We start from the raw sequence: 25,342 nt of genomic DNA, 5'->3' as shown, positions 1-25,342 counted from the left end.
GCTCACAGGCCAGACCTCTCCTCCCCGCTCCCGGCGGCGCCGGAAGGCGGTGGCAGCGGGTAAGCCGCCAATGTCTCGTAAAGCGCCCCCTCGGGCGTCAGCGTCGAGGCGACGAGCCGCAGCTCCTCTGCCGCCTCCGCCCCGGTCTTCGCCCCGGTCTCCGCACCTGCGGTCAGCCCTGCAAGCCCGGCCACCGCCCGTTCAAGCCGCGCGATCCCATCGCCGCGCAGACCCGCGCCGAAGCGCAGCAGGGTCACATGCGGGCGAAACCGCCGCCGCTCCAGTTCGATCCCCGCCGACCGGCAGGCGCGGGCCACGCGGGCCTGCAACGCCAGCAGCCCCAGGTCTGGCCGCAGCGCCGCCGCTAGCAGCTTGGGCGCCCGCCCGCCGAAGCTCTCCAGCCCCGCCACCTGCAAGAAACAGCCCGGCAAGGCGGCCCCGCCAAGCTCCAGATCCAGCTCCCGCAGATCCGCCTCCGCGACCTCCCCAAGGAAGGCCAGCGTCACATGCAGGTTCTCCTCGGGCACGGCGCGCCCCACCGGCACCGCGCCCTGCACCGCCAAGAGCGGCGCGATCAGCGCCTCCGGCAGCGGCAGCGCGAGGAAGCAGCGCATTCACGCCAGCCACCGCTTGCGGCGGCGATAGGAGCGCACGTCGCGGAAGGATTTGCGCCCCTCGTCGGACATGCCGAGATAGAACTCCTTCACGTCCGGGTTCTCGCGCAGCGCCTGCGCCGGCCCGTCCATCACCACCCTGCCGTTTTCCAGAATGTAGCCGTCATGGGCATAGCGCAGCGCCACATTGGTGTTCTGCTCGGCCAGCAGGAACGACACGCCCTCGCCCTCGTTCACCGCCTTCACGATCTGAAAGATCTGCTCCACCAGCTGCGGCGCCAGCCCCATCGAGGGCTCATCCAGCAAGATCATCTTCGGTCGGCTCATCAGCGCCCGCCCGATGGCGCACATCTGCTGCTCGCCGCCCGAGGTATAGCCCGCCTGACTTTTCCGGCGCTCCTTGAGGCGCGGGAAATACTCATAGACCATCTCCAGATCCTGCATCACCGCCGCCTTGCCGTCGCGGCGGGTGAAGGCGCCGGTCATCAGGTTCTCTTCCACGGTGAGATGCTCGAAACAATGCCGCCCCTCCATCACCTGAATGACCCCGCGCTTGACCAGCGCCGCCGGGTCCAGATCCTGCACCCGCTCGCCGCGGTAAGAGATCGTGCCCTTGGTCACCTCGCCGCGCTCGGAGTGCAGCAGGTTCGAGATCGCCTTGAGCGTGGTGGTCTTGCCCGCGCCATTGCCGCCCAGAAGCGCGGTGATCCCGCCCTGCGGCACCTTCAGCGACACGCCCTTCAGCACGAGGATCACGTGGTTATAGATCACCTCGATATTGTTGACCTCCAGCAGCGCCTCGCGCGCCGCCCCGCCGGGGGAAGAGGTCTCGCCTGTCTGCACAGCGTCCAGCATCTTCTTCTCTTTCCAAATACGCATGGGTCCGGCGGCGACAGCAGCGCCGCCGCCGGAAGGTCAGCTCAGCCGCCGCAATCCTCGTTGACCGGCCAGGGCTGGTTGGCCTCGGCGTAATCCATCGCCGCCTTCTGCTCGAGCGGCGCGATCATGTCGGCGTCCGGCATGATGAGGTCCGAGGCTTTGACGAATTTCTCGCCGTCCCATTCGAGGATCCAGCCGCCCGAATGGCCGGTGTGGTTGTCACACGACGTGCTGAACGGCGGCACCATGCCGGTCATCCCCAGCTCCTCGAGCCGCGCCTCGGAGATGTCGAGGTTCTCCAGCCCCCAACGCAGATCGGCGGGCGAGATATCGGCTTTGCCCGCATGTTCCTGCGCCACCCGGATGCCCTCGCCGAGGATCATCGAGATCACCAGACCGCGCGAGTAGAACACGCCCGACATTTCTTCGGGGTTGCTCTGGGTCTTGCCCGGCTCGACCACATATTTCTGCAGGTCGGCCATGATCGGCGCCTCGGGGTTCGGGAAGGACCAGCTGACGGACTTGTAGCCCTTGCCGTCCTCGCCGACGATCTTGAGATCGGCGTCATGCCCGGCCCACCAGACCCCCAGCATGTTCTCCATCGGGAATTTGGTCTTCACCGCCTCGGTGATGGCGCCGGCGTTCATCGCGCCCCAGCCCCACATGATCACATAGTCGGGACGCTCGCGGCGGATCTGCAGCCATTGCGCCGATTGGTTCTGCATCTCCTTCAGACCCACCGGGATCGGCACCAGCTCAAAGCCCTGCGCCTCGGCAGCCGCCTCGAGATAGGGCAGCGGCTCCTTGCCGAACGGGTGGTCGAGATGCAGGAAGGCGATCTTCTTACCGCTCAGATCGCCCTGCTCGCCAAGGTATTTGACAAGGATCGACGCCCCGTCCCAATAGCTCAGCGGCGTGTTGAACGCCCATTGGAACACTTTGCCGTCCGCCATCGGCGAGAAGCCATAGCCGGGCGCGAGGATCGGGATCTCATCGACATTGGTCTTCGGCAGCACCTGCAGCGTGATGCCGGTGGACCAAGGCTGGGTCACGATCGCCTTGCCCTTGGTCTTCTCGTAGCACTCGACGCCTTTCTCGGTGGAATAGCCGGTCTCGCATTCGTCGAAATCGATGGCGATGCCGCCGATGCCGCCGTCGCGGGCGTTCATCAGCTCCATATAGTCTTTCTGCCCGTTCATCAGCGGGATGCCGGTGGCGGCAAACGGCCCGGTGCGATAGGCGAGGTTCGGCGTGAACAGCCCCTCGGCCAGCGCGGCCCCGGCCATGGAGCCGGCCATCAGCGCACCCAGCGCCGCGGCCCCCGCAAGTTTGGTCAACATCTTCATCCTGTCTCCTCCCAAAGATCTTCGATGATGTGAAAAGCCCGTCCCGCGCCTCCTCAATGCGGGAAGGGCCAGATGATCAGCTTCTCCCGGATCAGCGCCCAGAGACGGGCCAGCCCATGCGGCTCGATGATCAGGAAGAAAACGATGAGCGCGCCGACGATCATGATGTTCAGATGCTCGACTGTGGCCGAGCTGATCGGCAGCCCCAGCGCCTCGGGCACCGTGCCCAGCACCACCGGCAAGCCAACGATAAGGATCGCGCCCAGATAATTGCCAAGGATCGACCCCAGCCCGCCGATGATGGCGATGAAAAGGATGCGGAAACTCAGCGGAATGTCGAAAAGATTGGGCTCCGCCGCGCCGCGCCACATGAAGACGAAGAGCGCCCCCGCGACCCCAACCACATAGGACGAGACGGCAAAGGCGGTCAGCTTCGAGCGCATCAGGTTGATGCCGATCAGCTCGGCGGCGATGTCCATGTCGCGCGTCGCCTTCCAGCTGCGCCCGAGGTTGCCGCGGGTGAGGTTGATGCAGACCACGGTCATCAGCGTGACCACCGCCAGCACCACGTAATACTGCACGATCGAGCTCGCCTGCGGCCCCGCCACGTAAAGCCCGAACATGTCGAGGTTCGGCACTTGGATCGCGCCCGAGGCGTTGTAGTTGTAAAGCCAGCCCCATTTCTCGAACAGCCAGACCAGAAAGAACTGCGCCGCGAGCGTCGCGATGGCGAGGTAGAACCCCTTGATGCGCAAGCTCGGGATGCCGAAGGCCACACCGACACCGGCGCTGAACACGCCCGACAGCAGGATCGCGATCACCGGGTTCATCCAGGGAAACAGCGTCACCAGCTTGTAGCAGGCATAAGCCCCCACCCCCATGAAGGCCGCGGTGCCAAGGCTCAGCTGCCCGGCATAGCCCGTCAGGATGTTCAGCCCCTGCGCCGCCAGCGCGTAGATCAGGATCGGGATCAGCAGCGTCTGAAAGGCGAACTCGCTGGCCGTGAGCGGAAAGACCACCCAGGCAAAGCCGAGGATCACCATCAGCAGCGCCGCGTCCTGACGGACCGGGAACAGTGCCATGTCCGACTTGTAGCTCGTCTTGAATTGCCCCGCCGTGCGATAGAGCATCCGTTTCTCCCTCTCCCGGCGCGCTGCGGCGCCGCTCCCTCACGCGCCTCGCGCGCCTGTCTCACCTGCGCCTTTCGGCAGCACTTCCTCTTTGCGCCTGCCGGCAGCTCTTCCTTTTTGCGCCTGCCGGCAGCGCTTCCTATTTGCGCCTCGCGGCAGCACTTCCTTTTTGCGCCTCGCGGCGCGGGCCAAGCGAAGGCTCCTCCTCCCCCGCCGCGGCCCTAACCGTCTCAGCCGGTCACGCCCGGCCCCTGCGTCTCTTCCGGGTAGGCCCGCTTCGGCGCGGGCGCATAGCCCGTCGCCTCGGTATGCCGCACCAGCCAGAACCACGCCCAGAGCCCAGCCCCGCCGCCCACCGCCGCCAGCAGCAGCGCCGGCAGCACCCGGCCTTCGCCGCTGGTCAGCGCGAGGTAGCCGAAGGCCCAGAATCCGGCCCAAGCCACGACATTCAGGATCGCCACAAGTTTCGCCATCTCGTCCTCCCCTGCCCTTTCATTGTTCCGCAAATACGCATCCGAGCTTGCCGCCCGCGATCCGCCGGGCCAACGCAGCAATGCTTTCATCTTTCCAAAAATACTCCCGCCGGATGCAGTCCCCGCCGGGAGCAGCCCTAGACCCTTTCGATGATGCGTTCCCCGAACAGCCCCTGCGGGCGGAACAGCAGCACGATCAGCGCCAGCACGAAGGCGAACCATGTCTCGGTGTTGCCGCCCATCAGCGGCTGGCCCCAGTAAATCTCGAACAGCTTCTCCAGCATGCCGATCATCAGCCCGCCGATGATCGCGCCGGTGATGCTTTCCAGCCCGCCCAGCATCAGCACCGGCAGCGCCTTGTAGGCGATCACCTCCAGCGCAAAGCTCACACCTGCGCGCGCGCCCCATGCGATGCCGGTGACCAGCGCGATGATGCCCGCGATGAACCAGACCAGCACCCAGATCGTCTGCAACGAGATGCCCACCGACAGCGCCGCCTGATGGTCGTCTCCCAGCGCGCGGATGGCGCGGCCCATGCGGGTCTTGCCAAGGAACAGCAGCAGGCCGACCACCAGAAGCGCCGCGACGATCACCGCCGTGATGTCCTTCTGCTCGAGGATCAGCAGCCCGCCCCAAGGCTCAAGCAGCACCGAGTCCGTGGGGATGCCCAGTTCCTCGGTGATCATCACCTTGTTCTCGCCGCCAAAGATGATCTCGCCAAGGCCGATCAGGAACAGCGTGATGCCGATGGTGGCCATGAAGAGGATGATATCCGGCTGGCCCACCAGCGGGCGCAGCACCACCCGTTCGATGCTCACCGCCAGCACGAACATCACGCCCAGCGTCAGCACCACGCTGATCCACGCCGGGATGCCCATGGCGTGCAGCCCGACGAGGGTCAGCGCGGCAAAGACCACCATGATGCCCTGCGCAAAGTTGAAGATCCGCGAGCTACGGAAGATCAGCACGAAGCCAAGCGCGATCAGCGCGTAAAGGATGCCCGAAACCAGCCCCTCCCAAAGCACCTGCAGCAGGAAGTCCGGCGCCTCGATCATATCGGCGAAGGGCTTGATGAAGATGTCGCTCAGCATGTGGTTCCTCCCGCCCGGATGCGCGGCTCATATGCATGGGGTGTGCATGGATTGTGCATGGGGTGTGCCCCCTCCTCACGGCCGCTCAATGGGCCACGCCCAGGTAGGCGTCGATCACGTCCTGGTTCTGGCGCACCTCCTCGGGCGGGCCGTCGCCGATCTTCTTGCCGTAGTCCATCACGACCACCCGATCCGACAGATCCATGACCACGCCCATGTCGTGTTCGATGAGGCAGATGGTGGTGCCGAACTCGTCGTTCACATCTAGGATGAAGCGGCTCATGTCCTCTTTTTCCTCGACGTTCATCCCCGCCATCGGCTCGTCGAGCAGCAAGAGCGAGGGCTCCGCCGCCAGCGCCCGCGCCAGTTCCACGCGCTTCTTGAGGCCATAGGGAAGCCGCCCCACCGGTGTCTTGCGGATGCTCTGAATCTCAAGAAAATCAATGACTTTCTCGACGATCTCGCGGTTGGCAATCTCTTCGTCGCGGGCGCGGCCCCACCAGATCGCCTGACTGGCGATCCCCGCCTTCATCTTGGTGAGCCGCCCGGTCATGACGTTGTCGAGCACCGTCATCCCCTCGAACAGCGCGATGTTCTGAAAGGTCCGCGCCACGCCGAGCCGCGCCACCTCATAGGGCTTCATCGGCGGGCGTTTCGCGCCCTTGTACCAAAGCTCTCCCTCCGACGGCGTGTAGAAGCCTGAAATGATGTTGAGCATTGAGGATTTGCCGGCGCCATTGGGGCCGATGATCGCCCGGATCTCCCCCTCGCGGATATCGAAAGAGATATCCTTGATCGCCACAACCCCACCAAACTTAAGGGTAATATTGCGCAGCTCCATCAGCGTTCCGCCGATCTGCCGCCCATCCTCGGTGACGTAGCCCACCTCTTTGCTGGCATCTTTCACGGCATCCCGCCTTTCATCTTTCCCTGAAATACTCAGACCCGACCCGTCCATCATTCCGCCGCCATCGGTTTGGGCACCACCGGCACAACCTGCGCATCGCGGATCGCCAGCGTCGCCTTGATCCGCCCCTTGCGCCCGTCCTCATAGGTGACCTCGGTTTCGGTGTAGATGCTGTCCGACCCGTCATAGAGCGCGCCCAGCAGGTCCGCGTATTTCTCGGCGATGATGTTGCGGCGCACCTTGCGGGTGCGGGTCAGCTCGCCATCGTCGGCATCCAGTTCCTTGTGCAGCACGAGGAAGCGGTGGATCTGGCAGCCCGAGAGCATCTCATCCCCGGCCACGCTGGCATTCACCTCTTCCACATGGCTCTGGATCATCTCCAGCACCCGCGGGTGCCCCGCCAGTTCCTGATAGGAGCCATAGGCGATATTGTTGCGCTCAGCCCAGTTGCCCACCGCCGTGAGGTCGATGTTGATGAAGGCGGTGCAGCGGTCGCGGCCATTGCCGAAGACCACGGCCTCAAGGATGTTGGGATAGAACTTGAGCTTGTTCTCCACGTATTTCGGCGCAAAGAGCGCGCCATCCGCCATCTTGCCCACGTCCTTGGCGCGGTCGATGATCCGCAGGTGTCCCGTGGCCTCTTCGATGAAGCCCGCGTCGCCGGTGGCAACCCAGCCCTCCGCGTCCTTCGTGCCCGCCGTGCTGTCGGGATTTTGGTAGTATTCCACAAAGACGCCGGGCGAGCGGTAGAAGACCTCGCCGCTCTCTGCGATGCGGATCTCCACACCCGGCGACGGCACACCCACGGTGTCGGGCCGCACCTCATTGTCCGGCTGCTGGGTGATGAAGACCGAGGCCTCGGTCTGCCCGTAGAGCTGTTTGAGGTTGATCCCCAGCGCACGGTAGAAATCGAAGATCTCTGGCCCGATCGCCTCGCCGGCGGTGTAGCCCACGCGCACGCGGGAAAACCCGAGCGTGTTCTTCAGCGGCCCGTAGACCATGAATTCGCCAAGCGCGTATCTGATCCGCTCCAGCGTTCCCACCGGTTTGCCGTCGAGTATTTTCGGCCCCACCACCTTGGCGTGGTTCAGGAAATGGTGGAACAGCTTGCGCTTGAAGGCGCCCGCGTCTTCCATCCGGATCATGATCTGCGTCAGCTGCGTCTCGAACACCCGCGGGGGCGCGAAATAATAGCTGGGCGCGATCTCGCGCAGGTCGGTCATCATCGTCTCGGCGGACTCGGGGCAGTTCACGCAGAACCCGTTCCAATAGGCCTGACCGATCGAGAAGATGAAATCGCCCACCCACGCCATGGGCAGATAGGCGAGCACCTCCTCGCCGGGGCTCAGATGATCGAACTCGGACGAAGCCTTGGCCGTCTCGATGATATTGCGGTTCGACAGCACCACGCCCTTGGGCTTGCCGGTGGTGCCGGAGGTGTAGAGCATCACGCAGGTGTCGTCATAGCCAAGGCCCGAGCTGCGCTTTTCCAGCTCTCCGATCAGCTCGTCGCGGGCGGCCCTTCCCTGTGCCTGCACATGGGCATAGTCGTGCAGCGCACGGTGATCGTACTTCCGCATACCGCGCGGATCGACGTAGATCATATGCTCGAACTGATGCAGGTCGTCCTGAATCTCGATGACCTTGTCGACCTGCTCCTGATCGGCGGCGATGACGAAACGCGCGCCGCAATGCTGCAGCACATATTCCATCTCTTCGGCCACCGCGTCCTGATAGAGCGGCACCGGCACCGCGCCCGCCATCTGCGCCGCCACCATCGACCAATAGAGCGTCGGCCGGTTGCGGCCGATCACCGCCACATGGTCGCCCGGTGCCACGCCGAGATTCAGAAGCCCCAGAGCCAGCGCCTCGATCTCTTCCAGCGTTTCCGCCCAGCTCCAGCTCTGCCAGATGCCGAATTCCTTTTCCCGATAGGCGGGACGGGCCGCATGCTGCCGCGCATTGCGCTGCAACAGGGCCGGAACAGAGCGCAGACCCTCTGCGCCCTCGGACATATATGCCAAATTGTCTCCTCCCTTGGCCCCCGATGCGCGCCGGTTCTCCGGATGCCCCGAGCTACCTCCTCCGCAGCCCGAGACGCGCATTTCGCGAGTCCGCCCCATTAAGGGACGGGCCAACGGTGAGCGTCAATCTTTTCGTGATGTTTGCCTAAATCTAACGAATTGTATCAAAGGCCCGCGATCAACAAGTCGCTGTGATAAATGAAAAATATGAATTTCTAAGAGCTTACAGATCTCTTAGGCACAGAACTCGTAGCAAATGGATGATGGTTACCGCGAGAACAAGGGCGGCGAGAAGGCCTTGGTACAGCGCTCATAGCTGGTCGCGACGCATCGCCGATCCCTGAGCCGTCAAGCCATGATCTTGATGCGGCTGCGCCGCTTGTAGCAGCACCTATCATACTTCACAGTCGTCTAGCATTGCTTTCGCACGAGGATGTAGGCGCCTTTCCCTTTGCCTTAGAACTGCGCTGAACAACCTCTTTGCCGCCCCAATGCTTACGGATGCGAGGACCCACGCGAAATTTTACGTGATGCTTGCCCCGAAGCTGGATCGTGTCCGGCACTTTTGGCAGAGCCATCGCATCACCTCAACATCAGACGCCACACAGTAAAATGAGACGGTCTGTGAGATGGTCAGCAAGAGCCAAACCCCTGATGGGGAATAATTTCTTTGGTTTTCTTGGAGAAGAAAATGGTGCGGTCGAGAAGACTCGAACTTCCACGGGAGTTACCCCACAGCGACCTCAACGCTGCGCGTCTACCAATTCCGCCACGACCGCACTGTCTTGACTTGGTGAGGCGGTCTCTAACGAAGCCCGCAGGGGATGTGAAGAGGGAAATCGCAGTTTGTGCAAAAGTTTTTTGCACGCCCCTCACAGGCCCTTCTTTCGCGACCAAACCATTCAAAGACCGGGCCGCAACAAGCTGCCCGGTCCGACCTCTGCTACCCCTACGTCAGCTTACTCGCCGATACTAAAGACCGGGATCTCCTGCGCCGCCGGAACAACCGCGGGCGCCGCCGAAGCCGCCTCGGTTCCGCCGCCCAGCAACATTGATGCCTTCCGCAGCAGCGCCGTGCGCTCCGGCATCCCCGGCGAGAAAACCGGCGTGCTGCCGCCCTCCAGCGCCTCAAGCGCCTGCCCATACCAGCCTGCCGCCAGATCGTCGCGATGACTCGCGCCGATGCCCTGCGACAAATGGTGGCCGATCAGCTCGGCATAGGGCGCCTTGCCCAGCGCCACCAGCACCAGCGCAGAGCCCATCGCCGCATCAAGGTCATCGACCCGGTAGCCCGCCGAGAGGCAGATCATCGCGGTCTTCTCCAGTTGCGCGGGCGCCATGCCCGAGGCGAGTACGAAGCTGCCGACCTCGCTCACCACCGCGTCGCGCGGACGCAGCGACACCGCCGAGACCTGCTCGCGCAGCAGCTTGCCGAAGCCCGCACATTGCTGCGCCACTTTCTCCGGCGTCGCGCCCGGCACCATGGCGATCAGATCCTCGCCCTTGGCAATGGCATAGGTGCGCGCGAGGCACAATTGCTCGGCCAGCGCCGCGGAGGGATCGGACAGCGTCGCGGGCGTGATGTAGCCGCCGTTTGTCGAGGTCATCAGGCTAACCGTATTGCAGCGCGACTGCAGCGACGCCTCGGCCACTGCGCCACCGCCGAAGAAATCCGGGATCGCCGGCTCCGCCGCCGGAGCCGGGGCCGCTGCGGATTGCACCACGGGCTGCGCCGAAGGCACAGGCGTTGCCGCCGAAGCCATCTGCGTTTGCGGCAACTCGGGCGCAGGTGCGGGGGTGGACGGAACCGGAGCCGCTGCCATGTGCGGCCCGCCGTCCTTGGAACAGGTGCCGCGCGTGCAGCTGAACATCGCCGGCGTGACGTTGAACGCCTGGAAGTCGTTGCGTTCATAGCCCTCGGGCGTGGAGGCAAAGACCCGCACGGCACAGCTCTGGGCATTGCACCAGAAGGCCGATCCAGTCACCGAGGTGTCGAGAATGTAATCCGTCCGGCCATCGCCATTGATATCTGACAGCTGAATAAAGCCCGAACGCTGTACCAGTTGTTCGGCAGAAGGATCGGAGCTTTTGGCGATTTCATTCACCGCTTCGGCAACCACCGCTGGCAATCCATAGTGACCGGCGATCGCCCCAGCCCCGGCACCACCGGGACGGTTCACCTGCCCGTCGCGATACGCGATGAGCAACCCGCGAACGCCCTGCGGGTTCGAGGCCACCTGCTGCGCCGTGGCCGGACCGCCCGCCTGCGCACGGCGGTAGGAGGAGACGAGGAAATCTCTTTCATATTGCGTGAGCTGGCCCGTCGGCGTGTACCCCATATGGCCCTGATAGGTCGAAATCGCAGAGCGCGACCGACTGCCAAGTATCCCGTCCGGGGTGCCCGCATCGAACCCAAAGTAATTGAGCGCCGTCTGCGTCACGCGGTTGGCCTCACGCGTGGCCGAAGAGACCGCGGGCTTGGGCGCGCTCTTGGGTGCGCTCTTGCGGGGCGCGACGTAGCGTTTGGTAACAACCTGTCTTTTGGGCTGGTTGGCAATGGCGCTGCCGATCATTCCTCCGACCAGACCACCAACAAAGGCATTGTCGGCGAGCGCGGGAATCGGCGCCACGGCAATACTGAGAGAAATGATCCCAGCAATAGAACGAGACTTCATGAGGTTTTCCTCCAATTAAATTAATTGCTTGGCTCTTTGCGAAAAGATCCGGGAATTGGGCGGAAAATCGTTAAGGATTTATTTGAAATATACCTGCACCAGTGTCGGCGCGGGCGTATTGACCTGTCAAGCGCAAGCGCCTAATCGCTCTGCCATGGTTGAGTGGATCACGACAGATGGGCTGACCGGCTATGACGAAGCCGTCGCCTTCATGGAAGCCCGCGCTGCCGCGATTGCCGCGGGCGAGGCCGAGGAACTCATCTGGCTGGTCGAGCACCCGCCGCTCTACACCGCCGGCACCTCCGCCAAGCCCGAAGACCTGCGCGAGCCGGACCGCTTCCCGGTCTTCGACACCAAACGCGGCGGGCAATACACCTATCACGGCCCCGGGCAACGCGTGGTCTACGTCATGCTCGATGTCGCCAAGCGCGGGCGCGACGTGCGCTGCTTCGTGCGCCAACTCGAGGCATGGGTGATCGCGGCGCTGGCGGAATTCAACGTCACCGGCCATATCCGCGACGGCCGCGTCGGCGTCTGGGTCGAACGGCCCGACAAACCGCGTCTCGCGGATGGCAGCGTGACCGAGGACAAGATCGCCGCCATCGGCATCCGCCTGCGCAAATGGGTCAGCTTCCACGGCATCTCGGTCAACGTCGAACCGGATCTGTCGCATTTCAGTGGCATCGTGCCCTGCGGCATCACCAATTACGGCGTGACCTCGCTGGTCGATCTCGGCCTGCCGGTGACCATGGACGATCTCGATGTCGCCCTGCGCCGCAGCTTCGACGAGACCTTCGGCGCCCTGCCGTGCGAGATCGGGCCGTGCGAAATCGGCCCCAGCGAGACCTGACCCTGCCAGACCAGCGCTAACCCGCCAGCAGGTGGGTCTTCACGTCCTCGGCGGCGAACTCCACCAGCGCGCGCACCTTGCGCGGCAGCATCGCGCCTTCGAGGTAAACCGCGCTCAGATCGTGCTGCGGCTTTTCTTCCTGCGCCAGCAGCTCCACCAGCCGCCCCGCTTCGAGATCGCCGGTCACCACGAACTCGGGGCAATAGGCGATCCCCTGCCCCGCCAGCGCCATATCGCGCGCCACGCGGGCGCTGTTCACTGCAAAGCGGCTGGCGATCTGCACCTCGCGCAACGCCCCGTCCGCCCCGAACCGCCAGCGCGGGCTGCGCTGGTTGCTGTCGTGGATGCAGGCGTGCCCGGCCAGCGCCTCGGCGCTCTCGGGTGCGCCATGCGCGGCCACATAGGCCGGAGAGGCCACCACCTTCATGCCGAAGCGGCACAGCCTCCTCGCCTTGAGGGTATTGTCGGTCAGCCGCCCGATGCGAAAGGCCAGATCGATCCCCTCCATAGCAAGGTCGGTGTAGGCATCCGACAGGCGCAACTCCACCGACAACTCGGGATGCGGCGCGGCGAAGCGGCTCAGCAAATCGGCGGCGTAAATCTCTCCGAAGGTCAGCGGCGCCGCCACCCGCAGCACCCCGGAAAAGCCCCGCGCCTCATGCTCCACCGAGCCGAGCAGCTCTTCGAGTTCCTCCAGCCACGCCGGTGCGCGCACCAGCAGCTTCTCGCCCGCCGGGGTCAGCCCCACCCGCCGCGTGGTGCGCTGCAACAGCCGCGTGCCCAGCCGCGCCTCAAGCTCGGCGACATATTTCGAGGTCAGCCGGTTCGACACCCCCATGCGCTCGGCGGCGGCGGTGAAGGACCCGGTCTGCGCGGTGGCGACAAAGGCGCGAATCTGGTCGACGATGTCCATGGCTCACTCCGAACGATATGTGGATAGTATTACCACATACTCGCCATTTCTTTCACAAAGGCCAGCCCGCATATTGCTCTCAACGGCAGCCAGCGCTGCCCATCCCTTTCCCCGCCCCGCGGGGACCGCAGACGGAGAGACATCATGGCAACCAGCGACGCCCCCCTCGATATCGGACAGGTGAGCCTGACCGTGAACGATTTGGCAAAGGTCGGCGACTTCTACCAATCCGCCCTCGGCCTCGAGAAACTGTCACAGGACGGCACCGAGGCCCGCTTCGGCGCCCATGGCCGCAGCCTCATCGCGCTGCGTCAGGACAAATCCGCGCCGCGCCATTCGCCGCGCGAGGCCGGGCTTTTCCACGTGGCCGTCCTGCTGCCGTCGCGCGCCGATCTCGGCGCTTGGCTGCACCATGCCGCCGAGACCCGCATCCCGCTGCAGGGCGCGTCGGACCACCTCGTCAGCGAGGCGCTCTATCTGGCCGACCCTGAGGGCAACGGCATCGAGATCTACATCGACCGCCCGCGCGATCAGTGGACGCACCGCGGCGGCGAGATCGAAATGGCGACTAACCATCTGGACCTTCAGGATGTGGCGAACAGCGCCACCGCGAAATGGCAGGGCGCGCCCGAGGACACGGTCATCGGCCACGTCCACCTGCAGGTGGGCCGCCTCGATCCGGCAGAAGCCTTCTACGCCGACACCCTCGGCATGGCGGTGACCAACCACTATCCGGGCGCGACCTTCTATGGCTCGGGCGGCTATCACCACCATCTCGCCTCGAACATCTGGAACAGCCGCGGCGCCGGGCCGCGCAATGGACCCGCCACCGGGCTGACCGAGATCGAACTGCGCGGCACTCGGGACGAGATCGCCGCGATCCGCAGCCGCTCCCGCGCCGAGACCCCGCTCACCGATCCGTGGGGCACCACCTTCACCCTAAGCCAGAAGGACTGAGACCATGCTGATCGACGGAAAATGGACCGCCAACTGGCAGCCGGTGCAGAAAGCCGACGAGAAGGGCCGCTTCGTGCGGCAGGAGTCGAGCTTTCGCAACTGGATCACCCCCGATGGCAGCGCCGGCCCCACCGGCACCGGCGGCTTCAAGGCCGAAGCCGGACGCTACCGGCTCTATGTGGCGCTGATCTGCCCTTGGGCCTCGCGCACGCTGATCGCCCGCAAGCTCAAGGGTCTCGAAGCGATCATCCCGGTCACCGTGGTCAACCCGCGGCTCGACGATCAGGGCTGGAGCTTCGGCGGCTTTCCCGGCGCGGATACAGACCCGCTCTACGGCGCAAGCCACCTGCACGAGCTTTACACACGCGCCGATCCGCATGTCTCGGGCCGCGCCACGGTGCCGGTGCTCTGGGACGAGAAACAGGGCGTCATGGTGAACAATGAAAGCGCCGACATCGTGCGCATGTTCGACACCGCCTTCGAGGGCATCGCGCCCTCCGGCCTCCGCCTCGCCCCCGAGGACCTCGTGCAAGAGATCGACCGCGAGAGCGCGCAAATCTACCGGCTCTACAACAACGGCGTCTACAAGGCGGGCTTTGCCAGCAGCCAAGAGGCCTATGACGAGGCGGTGACCCAGCTCTTCGACGAGATGGCCCGCATCGAAGCGCGCCTCTCGGACGGACGGCCGTTCTATTTCGGCGACCGGCTGACCGAGACCGACATCCGCATTTTCGTCACCTCGATCCGCTTCGACGCGGCCTATCACGGGCTGTTCAAGTGCAACATCCGGCGGCTCGAGGATCACCCGCACATGCATGCCCACATGCTGCGCATGCTGAACACCGGCGGCATCGCCGAGACGGTGGACCTCGATCACATCAAGGCGGGCTATTATGGCATCAAAGCGCTCAACCCGCCGCGCATCATCCCCGCCGGCCCCGCCGGGCTGGAAGCGCAGATCGCCGCCGCCAAAGCCGCGCTCGCCTGACGCCGCACACGCAGGGCCCCGATCCAAAGGTCCTTCTTCTCTTTAAAAATACGCAAATCCCCCCCGCGGCCAGACGCACGCCGCGGGGCAAACGCGCAGCACCGCCAAATTGCGCCTCTAGACATAGCACCCCAACCCCGTGACCGGAAATGTGACTTGGCGAAGGCCGATCATGCTGTATCGTCTCCCTTCGGAGGACAATGCCCATGACGTCTGCACCATGACGACCGCATCCCGGCACGCCGCCCGCGTGGTGGAAACCGCCACCGACCCCGCCGCCGCCGCGCGCTCGCGGCTGGCCGCGTCGTGGCGCCGGTCGCTGTCGCATCATGGGCTCGATCCGGCGCAGAAGGACGGCGTGCAGACGATCACCCAGCAGGCGCTCGCCGAACGGCTCGAGCGCTCGGAGGTGATGCTGCGCATCGCCATGCCAAAGCTCGACGCGCTGCATCAGATGCTCGGCAGTTCCGGCTGCGGCGTGCTGCTCACCGATGCCGAGGGCGTGGTGCTCGACCTGCGCGCCGGTGACAGCGACATGGGGGTGTTCCGCGCATGGGGGCTCACCCCCGGCTCGGACTGGTCCGAGGCCTCCGAGGGCACCAATGGCATCGGCACCTGTATCGCCGAGGCGCGCCGCGTGGTGATCCACCGCGACGAGCATTTCCACGCCCGCAACACCGCGATGAGCTGCATGGACGCGCCGATCTTCGGCCCCGAGGGCGAGCTCATCGGCGCGCTCGACGTCTCTTCCGCCCGCGCCGATCAGACCGAGGCCTTTAACCGGCTGATCGCCGCCATGGTCGCCCAGACCGCCCGGCAGATCGAGGCCGACACCTTCCGCGCCACCTTCCCCGAGGCGCGCATCATCGTCGCCGATGCCGAGGACAGCGAGGCTTCGGTTCTGCTGGCGGTGGACCGCGACGATCTGGTGCAGGGCGCCACCCGCGCCGCACGCCGCTCCTTCGGGCTCGCGAGCACCGGCCCACTGCCAGCGCGCCCGGCCAGCGATCTTTTCGGGCGCGAGGATGAAACCTCGGGCTTCGAGCGCGCCGAGCGCGCCGCAATGGTCCGCGCCCTCGCCCGCACGCAGGGCAATGTCTCCGAGGCCGCGCGCATGCTCGGCGTTGGCCGCGCCACCTTCTACCGCCGAATGAAGAAGCTGGACCTGTCGTAAGCGCGGCGCTCGCCCTGCCCCCTCATCTCCCCGTGCGAACCTGTCTCACCAGCGAGACAGCTTGCCCCCGCGACCGCTCCGCCCCCGGCTGACGAACGCGCATTCCCCTCGCACACTCCTTTCATGCCCCGGTGGAGGACCGGGCTTTGAGGAGGATACCCCATGAACGAGATGACTCAGGTCGCGGCAGATTACACGTCGCCCTTCCGCACCCGTTACGACAACTTCATCGGCGGCAAGTTCACCCCCCCGGTGAAAGGCCAGTATTTCGACAACATCACCCCGATCACCGGCGCGAAGGTCTGCGAAGTGGCCCGCTCCACCGCCGAGGACGTGGAATTGGCGCTCGACGCCGCCCATGCGGCGCGCGAGGCCTGGGGCAAGACCTCGGCCACCGAACGCTCCAACATCCTGCTGAAGATCGCCGACCGCATCGAAGAGAACCTCGAGTTCATCGCCACCGCCGAAACATGGGACAACGGCAAGCCAATCCGCGAGACCACCGCCGCCGATATCCCGCTCTCCGTCGATCACTTCCGCTATTTCGCGGGCGTGCTGCGGGCGCAGGAAGGCAATATGTCCGAGATCGACCACGACACCGTGGCCTATCACTTCCACGAGCCGCTCGGCGTGGTCGGGCAGATCATCCCGTGGAACTTCTCGGTGCTGATGGCCGCATGGAAGCTCGCCCCCGCGCTCGCCGCCGGCAATTGCATCGTGCTCAAACCCGCCGAACAGACGCCCGCCGCGATCATGGTGCTGATCGAGTGCATCGCCGATCTGCTGCCGGACGGCGTGCTCAATGTGGTCAACGGCATGGGCGCCGAAGTGGGCGCGCCGCTCGCCAGCAGCCCGCGCATCGCCAAGATCGCCTTCACCGGCTCCACCGAGACCGGCCGCAAGATCATGCAGGCGGCGACCGAGAACCTGATCCCGGTGACGCTGGAACTGGGCGGCAAATCCCCCAACATCTTCTTCTCGGACGTGATGGCCGAGGATGACGCCTTCCTCGACAAGGCGGTCGAGGGCTTCGTGCTCTTTGCCTTCAACCAAGGCGAGGTCTGCACTTGCCCGAGCCGCGCGCTCATCCAAGAGGACATCTACGAGGAGTTCATCAAGCGCGCCATCGCCCGCGTCGAGGCGATCCAGCGCGGCGACCCGCGCGAGATGGCCACGATGGTCGGCGCGCAGGCCAGCCAGGAACAGCAGGACAAGATCCTCTCGTATCTGACCATCGGCGTCGAGGAAGGGGCCGAGGTGCTCACCGGCGGCAAGGCGGCGCAGATCGACGGGCTGGAGAACGGTTTCTACATCGAGCCGACGATCCTCAAGGGCCACAACAAGATGCGGGTCTTCCAAGAGGAAATCTTTGGGCCGGTGGTCTCGGTCACCACCTTCAAGGACGAGGCCGAGGCGCTCGCCATCGCCAATGACACGATGTACGGCCTCGGCGCTGGCGTCTGGACCCGCGACGGCACCCGCGCGTACCGCTTTGGCCGCGCCATCGAGGCGGGCCGGGTCTGGGTGAACAACTACCACGCCTATCCCGCCCACGCGGCCTTTGGCGGCTACAAGCAATCGGGCGTCGGTCGGGAAAACCACAAGATGATGCTCGACCACTACCAGCAGACCAAGAACATGCTGGTCAGCTACAACCCCAACAAGCTGGGCTTCTTCTGAAGCCCGGCGTCGGATGATCCGCTCCCCGCGCCTCCCACCCCGTGATGGGAGCGGATCAGGGTCTGCCGGCCAGGGCCTCCCCTCTGGTCGGCAGTTCTCTTTTTGGCAGCGACGGGCACCACGCTCGCGCCAGCGCGAGCAGCACCACCCCTTTGCTTGCCCGTCATTTTCCCCGTGCTACCCTCCGTGCCAACCCGACATGACGCAAGTTTACGGAGAGACCCCATGAACATCATCTGGCTTGGCCACGGCAGCTTCCGCATCGAGATCGAGGATCAGGTTCTGCTGATCGACCCTTGGGTCATCGGCAACCCCGTCTTCCCCGAAGACCGCGTTGAGGACGCGCTGAAGGATGTGACGCAGATCCTCATCACTCACGGCCACTTCGACCACACCGACAACGCCGTCGAGGTCAGCCAGCGCACCAAGGCGCCGGTCTCGGGCATGGTGGAACTGGCAGGCCAACTGCACGGCAAGGGCGCGGTTGAGGGCCATGCCTTCAACAAGGGCGGCACGATCAGCTTCGGCAAGGTCAGCGTCAGCATGGTGCCCGCCTCGCACAGCTCGTCGCTGCCCACCGACGAAGGCCCCAAATACGCGGGCATGGAAACCGGCTTCATCATCAAGGGCGAAGGCAAGACCATCTACTTCTCGGGCGACACCGCGATCATGGCCGACATGGCGTGGATCGGGCAGTACTACAAACCCGACATCGGCATCCTCAGCGCCGGGGGGTACTACACGATGGACATGGATCAGGCCGCCTGGGCATCGAAGACCTACTTCGATTTCGACACGGTCATCCCCTGCCACTACCGCACCTTCCCCGCGCTCGAGCAATCGGCAGCCAAATTGGCCGAAGGTCTGCCCGGCGTACAGGTGATCGAGCCCGAGGTGATGCTGCCCATCACGCTCTGAGAACTCTCGCAGCCCTGCCCGGAACAAGGCGAAGCCGCCGGGCGGGGCGCCACTCTGCTCTAGAAACCACAGCCTCGCCCGCCTGCATCGTCCCCCCGCTTACGGGCGCGGCGCTTCGTGCCTATAGTGCCGCAAACATGGGCAAAAGGCCGGGCAGAATGACAGGCACCACCGGGAGCACCACCGGACCAACCACAGGGCGCGACACCCCGCTCAACATCCTCATCGTCGGGCATGCCGGGCGGCTGCAATATGAGGCCGTGCTCTTTGCCCTGTCGCTGGACGCCGCCACCCCCGAGGGCCGCGCAAAGCTCTTCGTCGCCGAGCCGCAGCCCGGCCCGCTCTGGCCCCACGATCCGCGCATGTCGCCCGAGGCTTGCGACATCCTGCGCGACCTCGGCGCAGAGATCATCCCCTTCGAGAGCCGCCACTTCGGCCACGCCTACCCCTATGGCAACAAGATCGAGGCGCTTTTCGCGCTGCCGCCGGGCGAGCCCTTCGTCTTCTTCGACACCGACACGCTGATCACCGGCGATCTGTCCGAAGTGCCCTTCGACTTCACCCGCCCCACCGCCTCGATGAAGCGCGAGGGCACATGGCCACAGATCGAACTTTACGGCCCCGGCTACACGCAGATCTGGAAAGCGCTCTACGACCGCTTTGGCCTCGATTTCGCCAGCTCGCTCGATCCCCACTGGCCCGAAGGCTATTGGCAGCATTACCTCTATTTCAACGCCGGGTTCTTCTTCTACGAATGCCCGCAGCGCTTTGGCCGCCGCTTTCTCGACACCGCGCTGACCATCCGCGACGACCCGCCCAAGGCGCTGCAATGCCAGAGCCTCGATCCCTGGCTCGATCAGGTGGCGCTGCCCTTGGTCATCCACGGGCTCGGCGGCGGGCGGGGCACCCTGCCGACGGGGCTGCTCGACGGCAGCCACAGCTGCCATTACCGCGCCATGCCGCTGCTCTACGCCCGCGAAAGCGACGAGCTGGTGGCGTTTCTCGAGGCCATCGCCGCGCCCAACCGGGTGAAGAAGCTGCTGAAAGAGCATGAGCCCTTCCTGCGCTACATCTACCAGGGGCGCGGCGCGAAGGTGCGCGCCATGTTCGACCGGGACGACCTGCCCCGGCGCGAACAGGGCATCCGCAACCCGCTCAAACGCGCGGGCCTGTGGATGCGCTGAGGCTCAGGCGGGTTCGGCATCGCGCGCGGCAAAGACCTCCCGCGCGGCAAACAGCCCGTTCAGCGCCGCCGGAAACCCCGCGTAGACCGCCATCTGCATGAGGATCTCGGTGATCTCCTCGCGGCTCAGGCCGACGTTCAGCCCCGCCTCGATATGCACCTTGAGCTGCGGCTGCGCCGTGCCCATGGCGCAAAGCGCCGCGATCGTCGCCACCTCGCGCTCGCGCAGGCCAAGGCCGGGCCGCGTGTAGATATCGCCAAAGGGAAACTCGAGCAGAAGCGTGGCGAAATCGGGCGCGATATCCGCAAGCGCCGCGACCACGGCCTCGCCCGCGCTGCCGTCAATCTCCGCCAGCGCCTGCGCGCCGCGCTCCAGCCGTGTCATCTCGGGCTGCGGTCTCTGTGTCTGATGCGTCATGATCCGTCCTTTCGGATAAGGCACCGGCGTAGCCGGCAATCTTGTCGTCGAGAACGGTCAGGCAGGACTGAAGCTCGGCCACCCGCGCCCGCACCGCCGCGCGATGCTCTTCCAAAAGCGCCTGCCGATCCGGGCCGGTGGCCGAGCCTTCCGCCCGCAGCCGGGCATAGCGCAGCATGTCGCGGATCGGCATGCCGGTGGTCCTGAGCCGTTTCAGGAACGCCACCCAAGTCAGCGTATCGGCGTCATAGACCCGCCGCCCGCCGTCATCCCGCGCCGCCTGCGGCAAAAGACCGATCTTCTCGTAATAGCGCAGCGTGTCGACGCTCAGCCCAGTGCGCCGCGCCAGATCTCCGATCTTCATGCCCGTCTCCATCCTGCTCCGTTTTCGTGCGACGCCCCCCAGTCTAGGTGCTGGAGCGCACTCCAGGTCAAGCGCCGCTTCCGCGATTTTTCGCGCGCCCCGCAAATGCCCGTCAGGGATCGCCGCGACTCATGGTACGTTGATATCAACTCATCTCAGGAGGAGACCCCATGAGCACCGCACCCACGCTTCTCGTCGGCACCACCAAAGGCGCTTTCGTGGTCAGCCAAGGCGACACCGGCTGGACCGCCGAGGGCCCCTTCTGCGAGGGCTGGCCGATCAACCATATGGCGGGCGACGCGGAAAGCGGCACCATCTGGGCGGCGGGCGGCAACGAATGGTTCGGTGCCGGGGTCTGGCGGCGCAACGGCTCTGGCGGCTGGCAGCTGTCGAAACTTGCGGGCGGGCAGATGGACGAATGGATGGCCGCCGATCCCGAGCTCGCCGCGCAGCTTGGCGTCGCGCCCTCCGGCCCGGCGCCCTTCACCGGGCAGCTGCAGGCGCTCTGGTCGCTGAAGGCCACGCCGGGCAAGCTCTACGCGGGCGGCAAACCCGCCGCGCTCTACGCCAGCAGCGATGGCGGCGACAGCTGGGACGAGATCGAAAGCCTGCGCAATCACCCCTCTGCCGACAGCTGGAACCCCGGCGCCGCGGGGCTGACCCTGCACACGATCGTCACCGATCCCGCCGATCCGAAACGCATGTGGCTGGCGATCTCCGCCGCCGGGGTCTTTGCCACCGAGGACGGCGGCATCACGTGGGAGCGCCGCAACCGCCGCTCCAATGCCCCCAGCCAGCCCAGCAGCCACCCCGCCGCCGGGGACGGGCATGAGACCGGGCATTGCGTGCACAACATGGGCCGCGCGGCAGGCGAGGCCGACCTGCTCTACCAGCAGAACCACCACGGCGTGTACCGCTCGCGCGATGGCGGGCGCAGCTGGGACGAGATCACCGACGGGCTGCCCTCGACCTTCGGCTTTCCCATCGGCGTGCACCCAAGCGATCCCGACACGATCTGGACGCTGCCGCTCAACGGCGACATGGCCGGACGTTTCCCGCCCGAGGCCAGCGCCGCCGTCTGGCGCTCGCGCGATGGTGGCGAAAGCTGGCAGGCCTGCCGCGAGGGGCTGCCGCAAGAGGGCTGTTTCTTCACCGTGCTGCGACAGGCCATGGCGGTGGACAGCGCCAGCCCCGCCGGGGTTTATTTCGGCACCAACTCGGGCTCGGTTTTCGGCTCCTCCGACGAGGGCGACAGCTGGGACGAACTGGTGCGCCACCTGCCCACGGTGCTCTGCGTCGAGGTAATGCCCCGCGCCTGAGGGCCAAACCGCCCAGCGCCTCAATTTCGCACCGAAATACAGTTTCCTCCGCCGATGTTTTAAAGCGGAAGTCCGGAAAACCTCCACTCAGCAGGATGAATCCCCGACTTCGGGGCTGCGCGTGCCGTGATATATTTGCGCGAGTAATAAAGCCGCGCACTCATTTATTCCGCAGAGCGCCATTTTCATTCATCCAAAGCAATTTCAGAGGTTTTCGAAATGCCCGGCACGCTCATTGACGACCCCAAAGCCCGAAAGACATTTTCCCAAGCGATCCGCAACTATGCCACAAGCATCGCTGCCGACCGCGGCCCCGAAGAGCATCGCCAAAATGGTGACGAGGAACTGGAGCGGCGGCAGGACCCGACCGAGCCGCTTCATTTCTCCATGAGCTTCACCAAGGGGCTGAAACACAATTGCACGACGTTTCTTGTGCAGGACCCGGATCATTTCGACAGGTTCCGGCATTTTATCGCGAGAGGCGTGGTCGACTTCTTCACCCTAGGCCTCAATGATGCCAGTGCGATTGCCGCCGCCGAAGGCCGCGACTACCGGCAATGGGAGGCCCCCACCGCGGGCCATGTCTTCGAGCTTCAGGGCCCCGACCCGCAGGCCGTCACCATGCCGCCACCGCCCCGTCTCGGCTCCGCGCAGCTCACCTACGAGATGGCAGAGGTCTACGAGCTTGCCCTGCTGCGTGACGTGCCCTTCGCGCTGTTCTCTGACACTCCGCCTGCCGATGCGGACCCGGAAAAAAGCGACCTCATCGACGCAGCGGTGGCGCGGCTGAATGCGCTTGAATACGCCACCCAAGGCTACCCCAGCGAGGCGGGCTATCCGCTTGCGCCGGACGCCCCTAACAAAGCCGCCCGACAGGCGGCCCTGCCCGATGGCGAGCTCGACGACGGTCCCGACGACATCCCCGCACGCCCGCGCAAACCCTTCCCCCAGCCCGGCCAGCCCGGCGCGGTCACCCGCAGCACGATCTTTCGCGGCTCGACCCGCGGTGTCGAGACCGGCCCCTATCTGTCGCAATTCCTGCTGATGGGCTCCGAGACTGTCGGAAAGAAGTACCCTCCCGAAAAGGGCTTCATCGCCTACGGCGCCCAGCGCATCGACCAGCGCGTGCCCCAGGCAAAGGAATGCGACGACTACATGATGGACGAGGGCAGCTTTCTGGAAATTCAGAACGGCGCCAATGTGCCCGGCGATGAGAAACAGTCCTTCACCGCGGGCGACCCGCGTTTCATCACCACGCCCCGCGACATGGCGACCTATGTGCATTTCGACGCGCTCTATCAGGCCTATCTCAACGCCTGCCTGATCCTGCTGGGACAGGAAGCGCCCTTTGACACGGGGTTCGACCATCTTTCCGGCATGGGCAAATACAAGAACCACGGCACCGGCGGCTTCGCGCTCTGGGGTGGGCCGCATGTGCTGACGCTAGTCACCGAGGTGGCGACCCGCGCGCTCAAGGCCGTGCGTTTCCAGAAGTTCAACAACCATCGCCGCCTGCGTCCCGAGGCGCTGGCCGCGCGTATCCATAAGGCGGACGATATCCACGACGCCACCGGGATTGATCTGTTCCAGACCATGCGCGGAAAGCTCGACTCCCCGGCCTCAAACTTGCTGAGCAAGATCCGCGCACACAACCAGAGCGTCGCGGAAGCGGACACGGTGCTGCTGCCCATGGCCTTCAAAGAGGGCTCGCCCATGCACCCGGCCTATGGTGCCGGTCACGCCACCGTCGCCGGGGCTTGCGTGACCATCCTCAAGGCCTTCTTCGATACCGATGCGGTTCTCGCGCGCGGCCCGGATGGCAAGATCGCGTTCCGCAGGCTGCCCGACCCGGGCGCAGCGGACGCCGCGCAATATCAGACCATGCGCTACGAGATCGATCCCGATGACACGGACTGCTTGCGTGCCGTCGCTTCAGCAGAGAGTCTCACGCTTGAGGGCGAGTTGAACAAGCTGGCCGCCAATATCTCGATCGGCCGCAACATGGCGGGCGTCCACTACTTCACCGACTATTACGACAGCCTGCGCATGGGCGAGAAGGTCGCGCTCGGCATCCTGCAGGAACAGGCCCTGTGCTACACCAAGGATCGCTTCGAGATGACGGTGAAACCCTTCGATGAAGCGGCGGAGCCCGTGGTCATCACTTCCGGCGGGGTCTCGCCCTTCTTCACCTGAGGCCCGCTCCTGCTTGCACAGCCAGCCGGGGGCTGCCCTACGCCGCCCCCGCGCGCTGCCCGATCTTGGTTAACGGCTTCCTAAGGTTCCGCCCGTACTCTGGCCCGGGCCCGACACTTCCCATGGAGACAGCTATGTCGCTTCCAGCGCTCTTCGACGCCGCGATCTGCGTTCTTGCGGTCATGGTCGTTTTCACCCTTCTCGCCACCGCCATCAATGAGGCCATCGCCGACAACCTGCGCAATCTGCGCGGCAAGACGCTGGCACAGGTGATCCACAACCTACTTGAACGCGAGCGGGAAAGGGCGACGGTCAGCGGCCAGAAAGTTTCTCCTGCGCCTGATCTGGTGAAGGCCTTCTACGATCGCCCGGAAATAAAATCTCTGATGCGCCCGCGCAGCCTTTCAGCAAGCATCACAGAGGGTCGCCGCCGCCCCTCGGCGATCGAGCCCCGGCAGGCCGCGCTTTCCGTCCTTGCCGTGCTACTCGACCCCGACGAGATGGCCAAGCTCGAAGCTCGGGCCAGCAAGGAGCGCGACGACTATCGCGCGCTTCTCGAGCAGAGCCTCACAGCACTGCCGATTGGCGAGCTGAACCGGCAAATGGCGCTGCGCGGGGTGGCAGAGCTCTCGGCGCTGATAGAGAGTGAAATGGCAAAGTTCCGCACCACACTCGACCGCCGCCGGATCGCCCTCGAGGCCGAATACGCCGAACTCATCGCCCGCGCGCAGGGGTGGTATCTGCGCAGCACGCGCAAGATGCTCTTTGTGATCGGCCTTGTGCTGGCGGCGGGCTCGAACATCGACCTCCTCGGCTATACCGAGCAGTTGATGGCGGAAGAGTCGCTGCCCGCACGTACCGAAGTGGCGAAAGCCCTCATAGAAGATCTCGAAGAAAAGGGCCTTGCCGGAAGCTCCGACCCGGATCAGACGGCGGCGCAAACAGCCTATGACGCTGCCGTTGCCTCGCTGGGCAAGCTTGAGGTGCCGCTGGGCTGGACCTGCCAGCCGCCGCGCGATGGCGAAGCGCTGATCCCCCTGTCCAATCACGCCTGCGGCACCGCGCCGGGAGTTAAGGGCTATCACTGGCCCTCAGTCCCGCAGGCCATCGGCTGGGTGCTCATCGCCTTCGGGGTCACGCTGGGCGCGCAGTTCTGGTTCGACCTCTTCAAAAAGATCGTGGACCTGCGCACCGCCGGGAGCACGGTCACGCCCAAACCCACCTCCTGAAATGGGTGTCCCCGCGG

At 65.1% G+C, this 25,342-nt stretch carries 22 protein-coding genes and 1 tRNA gene; 10 read left to right on the top strand and 13 right to left on the bottom strand.

What is annotated here, in order from left to right; all coding sequences use genetic code 11:
- Nucleotides 1–2: 2 nt before the first annotated feature.
- From thpR to AYJ57_RS16860, 10 genes are all read right to left on the bottom strand, one after another.
- On the bottom strand, nucleotides 3–614 hold the full coding sequence (thpR, locus tag AYJ57_RS16905) for an RNA 2',3'-cyclic phosphodiesterase (protein WP_066108650.1): 612 nt from the start codon (nucleotides 612–614) through the stop codon (nucleotides 3–5).
- Nucleotides 615–1,469, bottom strand: a complete 855-nt coding sequence (locus tag AYJ57_RS16900; protein ID WP_066108647.1) for an ABC transporter ATP-binding protein — start codon at nucleotides 1,467–1,469, stop codon at nucleotides 615–617.
- A 65-nt stretch (nucleotides 1,470–1,534) separates the two neighbouring features.
- A complete protein-coding gene (locus AYJ57_RS16895) occupies nucleotides 1,535–2,833 on the bottom strand; it encodes an ABC transporter substrate-binding protein (RefSeq protein WP_442974834.1) in 1,299 nt (432 codons plus the stop codon).
- Between the two features lie 59 nt (nucleotides 2,834–2,892).
- Complete coding sequence (locus AYJ57_RS16890) at nucleotides 2,893–3,969, bottom strand: branched-chain amino acid ABC transporter permease (RefSeq protein WP_066108641.1); 1,077 nt, start codon at nucleotides 3,967–3,969, stop codon at nucleotides 2,893–2,895.
- 230 nt (nucleotides 3,970–4,199) lie between these two features.
- Nucleotides 4,200–4,442, bottom strand: coding sequence for a hypothetical protein (locus AYJ57_RS16885; protein WP_066108637.1), 243 nt, complete (start codon nucleotides 4,440–4,442; stop codon nucleotides 4,200–4,202).
- A gap of 137 nt (nucleotides 4,443–4,579) precedes the next feature.
- Nucleotides 4,580–5,533: a branched-chain amino acid ABC transporter permease gene (locus tag AYJ57_RS16880; protein WP_066108634.1), complete on the bottom strand. Its 954-nt coding sequence runs from the start codon at nucleotides 5,531–5,533 to the stop codon at nucleotides 4,580–4,582.
- Nucleotides 5,534–5,618: 85 nt separating this feature from the next.
- The gene (locus AYJ57_RS16875; RefSeq protein ID WP_442974839.1) at nucleotides 5,619–6,374 is read right to left on the bottom strand and encodes an ABC transporter ATP-binding protein; all 756 of its coding nucleotides are present in this window, start codon (nucleotides 6,372–6,374) and stop codon (nucleotides 5,619–5,621) included.
- A gap of 116 nt (nucleotides 6,375–6,490) precedes the next feature.
- Nucleotides 6,491–8,455: an AMP-binding protein gene (locus AYJ57_RS16870; RefSeq protein ID WP_066108628.1), complete on the bottom strand. Its 1,965-nt coding sequence runs from the start codon at nucleotides 8,453–8,455 to the stop codon at nucleotides 6,491–6,493.
- A gap of 701 nt (nucleotides 8,456–9,156) precedes the next feature.
- A tRNA-Leu gene (locus tag AYJ57_RS16865) sits at nucleotides 9,157–9,243 on the bottom strand.
- A 180-nt stretch (nucleotides 9,244–9,423) separates the two neighbouring features.
- Nucleotides 9,424–11,139, bottom strand: coding sequence for a peptidoglycan-binding domain-containing protein (locus AYJ57_RS16860; protein WP_066108625.1), 1,716 nt, complete (start codon nucleotides 11,137–11,139; stop codon nucleotides 9,424–9,426).
- Between the two features lie 154 nt (nucleotides 11,140–11,293).
- Between AYJ57_RS16860 and lipB the strand changes: the two genes are divergently transcribed.
- The gene (lipB, locus tag AYJ57_RS16855; protein WP_066108623.1) at nucleotides 11,294–11,989 is read left to right on the top strand and encodes a lipoyl(octanoyl) transferase LipB; all 696 of its coding nucleotides are present in this window, start codon (nucleotides 11,294–11,296) and stop codon (nucleotides 11,987–11,989) included.
- Between the two features lie 16 nt (nucleotides 11,990–12,005).
- Here the strand turns inward: lipB and AYJ57_RS16850 are convergent, their stop codons facing one another.
- Nucleotides 12,006–12,902 carry a LysR family transcriptional regulator gene (locus AYJ57_RS16850; RefSeq protein ID WP_066108621.1) on the bottom strand — a complete coding sequence of 299 codons (897 nt, stop codon included), beginning with the start codon at nucleotides 12,900–12,902 and terminating at the stop codon, nucleotides 12,006–12,008.
- Between the two features lie 144 nt (nucleotides 12,903–13,046).
- Here AYJ57_RS16850 and AYJ57_RS16845 point away from each other — a divergent pair, with 144 nt between their 5' ends.
- The 6 genes from AYJ57_RS16845 (at nucleotide 13,047) to AYJ57_RS16820 (ending at nucleotide 19,803) form a co-directional block, all read left to right on the top strand.
- Complete coding sequence (locus AYJ57_RS16845) at nucleotides 13,047–13,859, top strand: VOC family protein (protein WP_066108618.1); 813 nt, start codon at nucleotides 13,047–13,049, stop codon at nucleotides 13,857–13,859.
- A gap of 4 nt (nucleotides 13,860–13,863) precedes the next feature.
- Entirely contained in the window at nucleotides 13,864–14,847 is a 984-nt protein-coding gene (locus AYJ57_RS16840) for a glutathione S-transferase family protein (RefSeq protein WP_066108615.1), read from the top strand.
- 220 nt (nucleotides 14,848–15,067) lie between these two features.
- On the top strand, nucleotides 15,068–16,021 hold the full coding sequence (locus AYJ57_RS16835; RefSeq protein ID WP_083191396.1) for a helix-turn-helix domain-containing protein: 954 nt from the start codon (nucleotides 15,068–15,070) through the stop codon (nucleotides 16,019–16,021).
- 162 nt (nucleotides 16,022–16,183) lie between these two features.
- Nucleotides 16,184–17,701 (top strand): aldehyde dehydrogenase, encoded by a 1,518-nt coding sequence (gene adh / locus AYJ57_RS16830; protein ID WP_066108612.1) that lies wholly within the window; start codon nucleotides 16,184–16,186, stop codon nucleotides 17,699–17,701.
- A gap of 225 nt (nucleotides 17,702–17,926) precedes the next feature.
- Nucleotides 17,927–18,619: a metal-dependent hydrolase gene (locus AYJ57_RS16825; RefSeq protein ID WP_066108609.1), complete on the top strand. Its 693-nt coding sequence runs from the start codon at nucleotides 17,927–17,929 to the stop codon at nucleotides 18,617–18,619.
- A gap of 158 nt (nucleotides 18,620–18,777) precedes the next feature.
- Nucleotides 18,778–19,803, top strand: coding sequence for a hypothetical protein (locus AYJ57_RS16820; protein WP_066108606.1), 1,026 nt, complete (start codon nucleotides 18,778–18,780; stop codon nucleotides 19,801–19,803).
- A gap of 3 nt (nucleotides 19,804–19,806) precedes the next feature.
- Here AYJ57_RS16820 and AYJ57_RS16815 read toward each other — a convergent pair whose 3' ends face one another.
- Together AYJ57_RS16815 and AYJ57_RS16810 are read right to left on the bottom strand one after the other, a co-directional pair.
- A complete protein-coding gene (locus AYJ57_RS16815; RefSeq protein ID WP_217621130.1) occupies nucleotides 19,807–20,187 on the bottom strand; it encodes a carboxymuconolactone decarboxylase family protein in 381 nt (126 codons plus the stop codon).
- Nucleotides 20,144–20,584, bottom strand: coding sequence for a MerR family transcriptional regulator (locus AYJ57_RS16810; protein WP_066110423.1), 441 nt, complete (start codon nucleotides 20,582–20,584; stop codon nucleotides 20,144–20,146). The genes AYJ57_RS16815 and AYJ57_RS16810 overlap by 44 nt, the downstream gene beginning before the upstream one ends.
- Before the next feature lie 170 nt (nucleotides 20,585–20,754).
- Here AYJ57_RS16810 and AYJ57_RS16805 point away from each other — a divergent pair, with 170 nt between their 5' ends.
- The 3 genes from AYJ57_RS16805 to AYJ57_RS16795 all read left to right on the top strand — a co-directional run bounded on the left by AYJ57_RS16805 (nucleotide 20,755) and on the right by AYJ57_RS16795 (nucleotide 25,325).
- Nucleotides 20,755–21,903: a glycoside hydrolase gene (locus AYJ57_RS16805; protein WP_066108599.1), complete on the top strand. Its 1,149-nt coding sequence runs from the start codon at nucleotides 20,755–20,757 to the stop codon at nucleotides 21,901–21,903.
- A gap of 219 nt (nucleotides 21,904–22,122) precedes the next feature.
- Nucleotides 22,123–24,096 (top strand): vanadium-dependent haloperoxidase, encoded by a 1,974-nt coding sequence (locus tag AYJ57_RS16800; RefSeq protein WP_066108597.1) that lies wholly within the window; start codon nucleotides 22,123–22,125, stop codon nucleotides 24,094–24,096.
- A 134-nt stretch (nucleotides 24,097–24,230) separates the two neighbouring features.
- Complete coding sequence (locus tag AYJ57_RS16795) at nucleotides 24,231–25,325, top strand: hypothetical protein (protein ID WP_066108593.1); 1,095 nt, start codon at nucleotides 24,231–24,233, stop codon at nucleotides 25,323–25,325.
- Nucleotides 25,326–25,342: the final 17 nt, after the last annotated feature.

Origin of the sequence: Salipiger sp. CCB-MM3, from assembly GCF_001687105.1 — a bacterium.
Lineage (GTDB): Bacteria > Pseudomonadota > Alphaproteobacteria > Rhodobacterales > Rhodobacteraceae > Salipiger.
Note: the sequence above shows the minus strand (reverse complement) of the source record. Positions and strands in the feature narration are given on the sequence as shown.

Excerpts from the sequence above, each read along its gene's own strand:
- thpR (WP_066108650.1), bottom strand. The coding sequence starts at position 614 with ATGCGCTGCTTCCTCGCGCTGCCGCTGCCGGAGGCGCTGATCGCGCCG.
- AYJ57_RS16900 (WP_066108647.1), bottom strand. The coding sequence starts at position 1,469 with ATGCTGGACGCTGTGCAGACAGGCGAGACCTCTTCCCCCGGCGGGGCG.
- AYJ57_RS16895 (WP_442974834.1), bottom strand. The coding sequence starts at position 2,833 with ATGTTGACCAAACTTGCGGGGGCCGCGGCGCTGGGTGCGCTGATGGCC.
- AYJ57_RS16890 (WP_066108641.1), bottom strand. The coding sequence starts at position 3,969 with ATGCTCTATCGCACGGCGGGGCAATTCAAGACGAGCTACAAGTCGGAC.
- AYJ57_RS16885 (WP_066108637.1), bottom strand. The coding sequence starts at position 4,442 with ATGGCGAAACTTGTGGCGATCCTGAATGTCGTGGCTTGGGCCGGATTC.
- AYJ57_RS16880 (WP_066108634.1), bottom strand. The coding sequence starts at position 5,533 with ATGCTGAGCGACATCTTCATCAAGCCCTTCGCCGATATGATCGAGGCG.
- AYJ57_RS16875 (WP_442974839.1), bottom strand. The coding sequence starts at position 6,374 with ATGGAGCTGCGCAATATTACCCTTAAGTTTGGTGGGGTTGTGGCGATC.
- AYJ57_RS16870 (WP_066108628.1), bottom strand. The coding sequence starts at position 8,455 with ATGTCCGAGGGCGCAGAGGGTCTGCGCTCTGTTCCGGCCCTGTTGCAG.
- AYJ57_RS16860 (WP_066108625.1), bottom strand. The coding sequence starts at position 11,139 with ATGAAGTCTCGTTCTATTGCTGGGATCATTTCTCTCAGTATTGCCGTG.
- lipB (WP_066108623.1), top strand. The coding sequence starts at position 11,294 with ATGGTTGAGTGGATCACGACAGATGGGCTGACCGGCTATGACGAAGCC.
- AYJ57_RS16850 (WP_066108621.1), bottom strand. The coding sequence starts at position 12,902 with ATGGACATCGTCGACCAGATTCGCGCCTTTGTCGCCACCGCGCAGACC.
- AYJ57_RS16845 (WP_066108618.1), top strand. The coding sequence starts at position 13,047 with ATGGCAACCAGCGACGCCCCCCTCGATATCGGACAGGTGAGCCTGACC.
- AYJ57_RS16840 (WP_066108615.1), top strand. The coding sequence starts at position 13,864 with ATGCTGATCGACGGAAAATGGACCGCCAACTGGCAGCCGGTGCAGAAA.
- AYJ57_RS16835 (WP_083191396.1), top strand. The coding sequence starts at position 15,068 with ATGACGACCGCATCCCGGCACGCCGCCCGCGTGGTGGAAACCGCCACC.
- adh (WP_066108612.1), top strand. The coding sequence starts at position 16,184 with ATGAACGAGATGACTCAGGTCGCGGCAGATTACACGTCGCCCTTCCGC.
- AYJ57_RS16825 (WP_066108609.1), top strand. The coding sequence starts at position 17,927 with ATGAACATCATCTGGCTTGGCCACGGCAGCTTCCGCATCGAGATCGAG.
- AYJ57_RS16820 (WP_066108606.1), top strand. The coding sequence starts at position 18,778 with ATGACAGGCACCACCGGGAGCACCACCGGACCAACCACAGGGCGCGAC.
- AYJ57_RS16815 (WP_217621130.1), bottom strand. The coding sequence starts at position 20,187 with ATGACACGGCTGGAGCGCGGCGCGCAGGCGCTGGCGGAGATTGACGGC.
- AYJ57_RS16810 (WP_066110423.1), bottom strand. The coding sequence starts at position 20,584 with ATGAAGATCGGAGATCTGGCGCGGCGCACTGGGCTGAGCGTCGACACG.
- AYJ57_RS16805 (WP_066108599.1), top strand. The coding sequence starts at position 20,755 with ATGAGCACCGCACCCACGCTTCTCGTCGGCACCACCAAAGGCGCTTTC.
- AYJ57_RS16800 (WP_066108597.1), top strand. The coding sequence starts at position 22,123 with ATGCCCGGCACGCTCATTGACGACCCCAAAGCCCGAAAGACATTTTCC.
- AYJ57_RS16795 (WP_066108593.1), top strand. The coding sequence starts at position 24,231 with ATGTCGCTTCCAGCGCTCTTCGACGCCGCGATCTGCGTTCTTGCGGTC.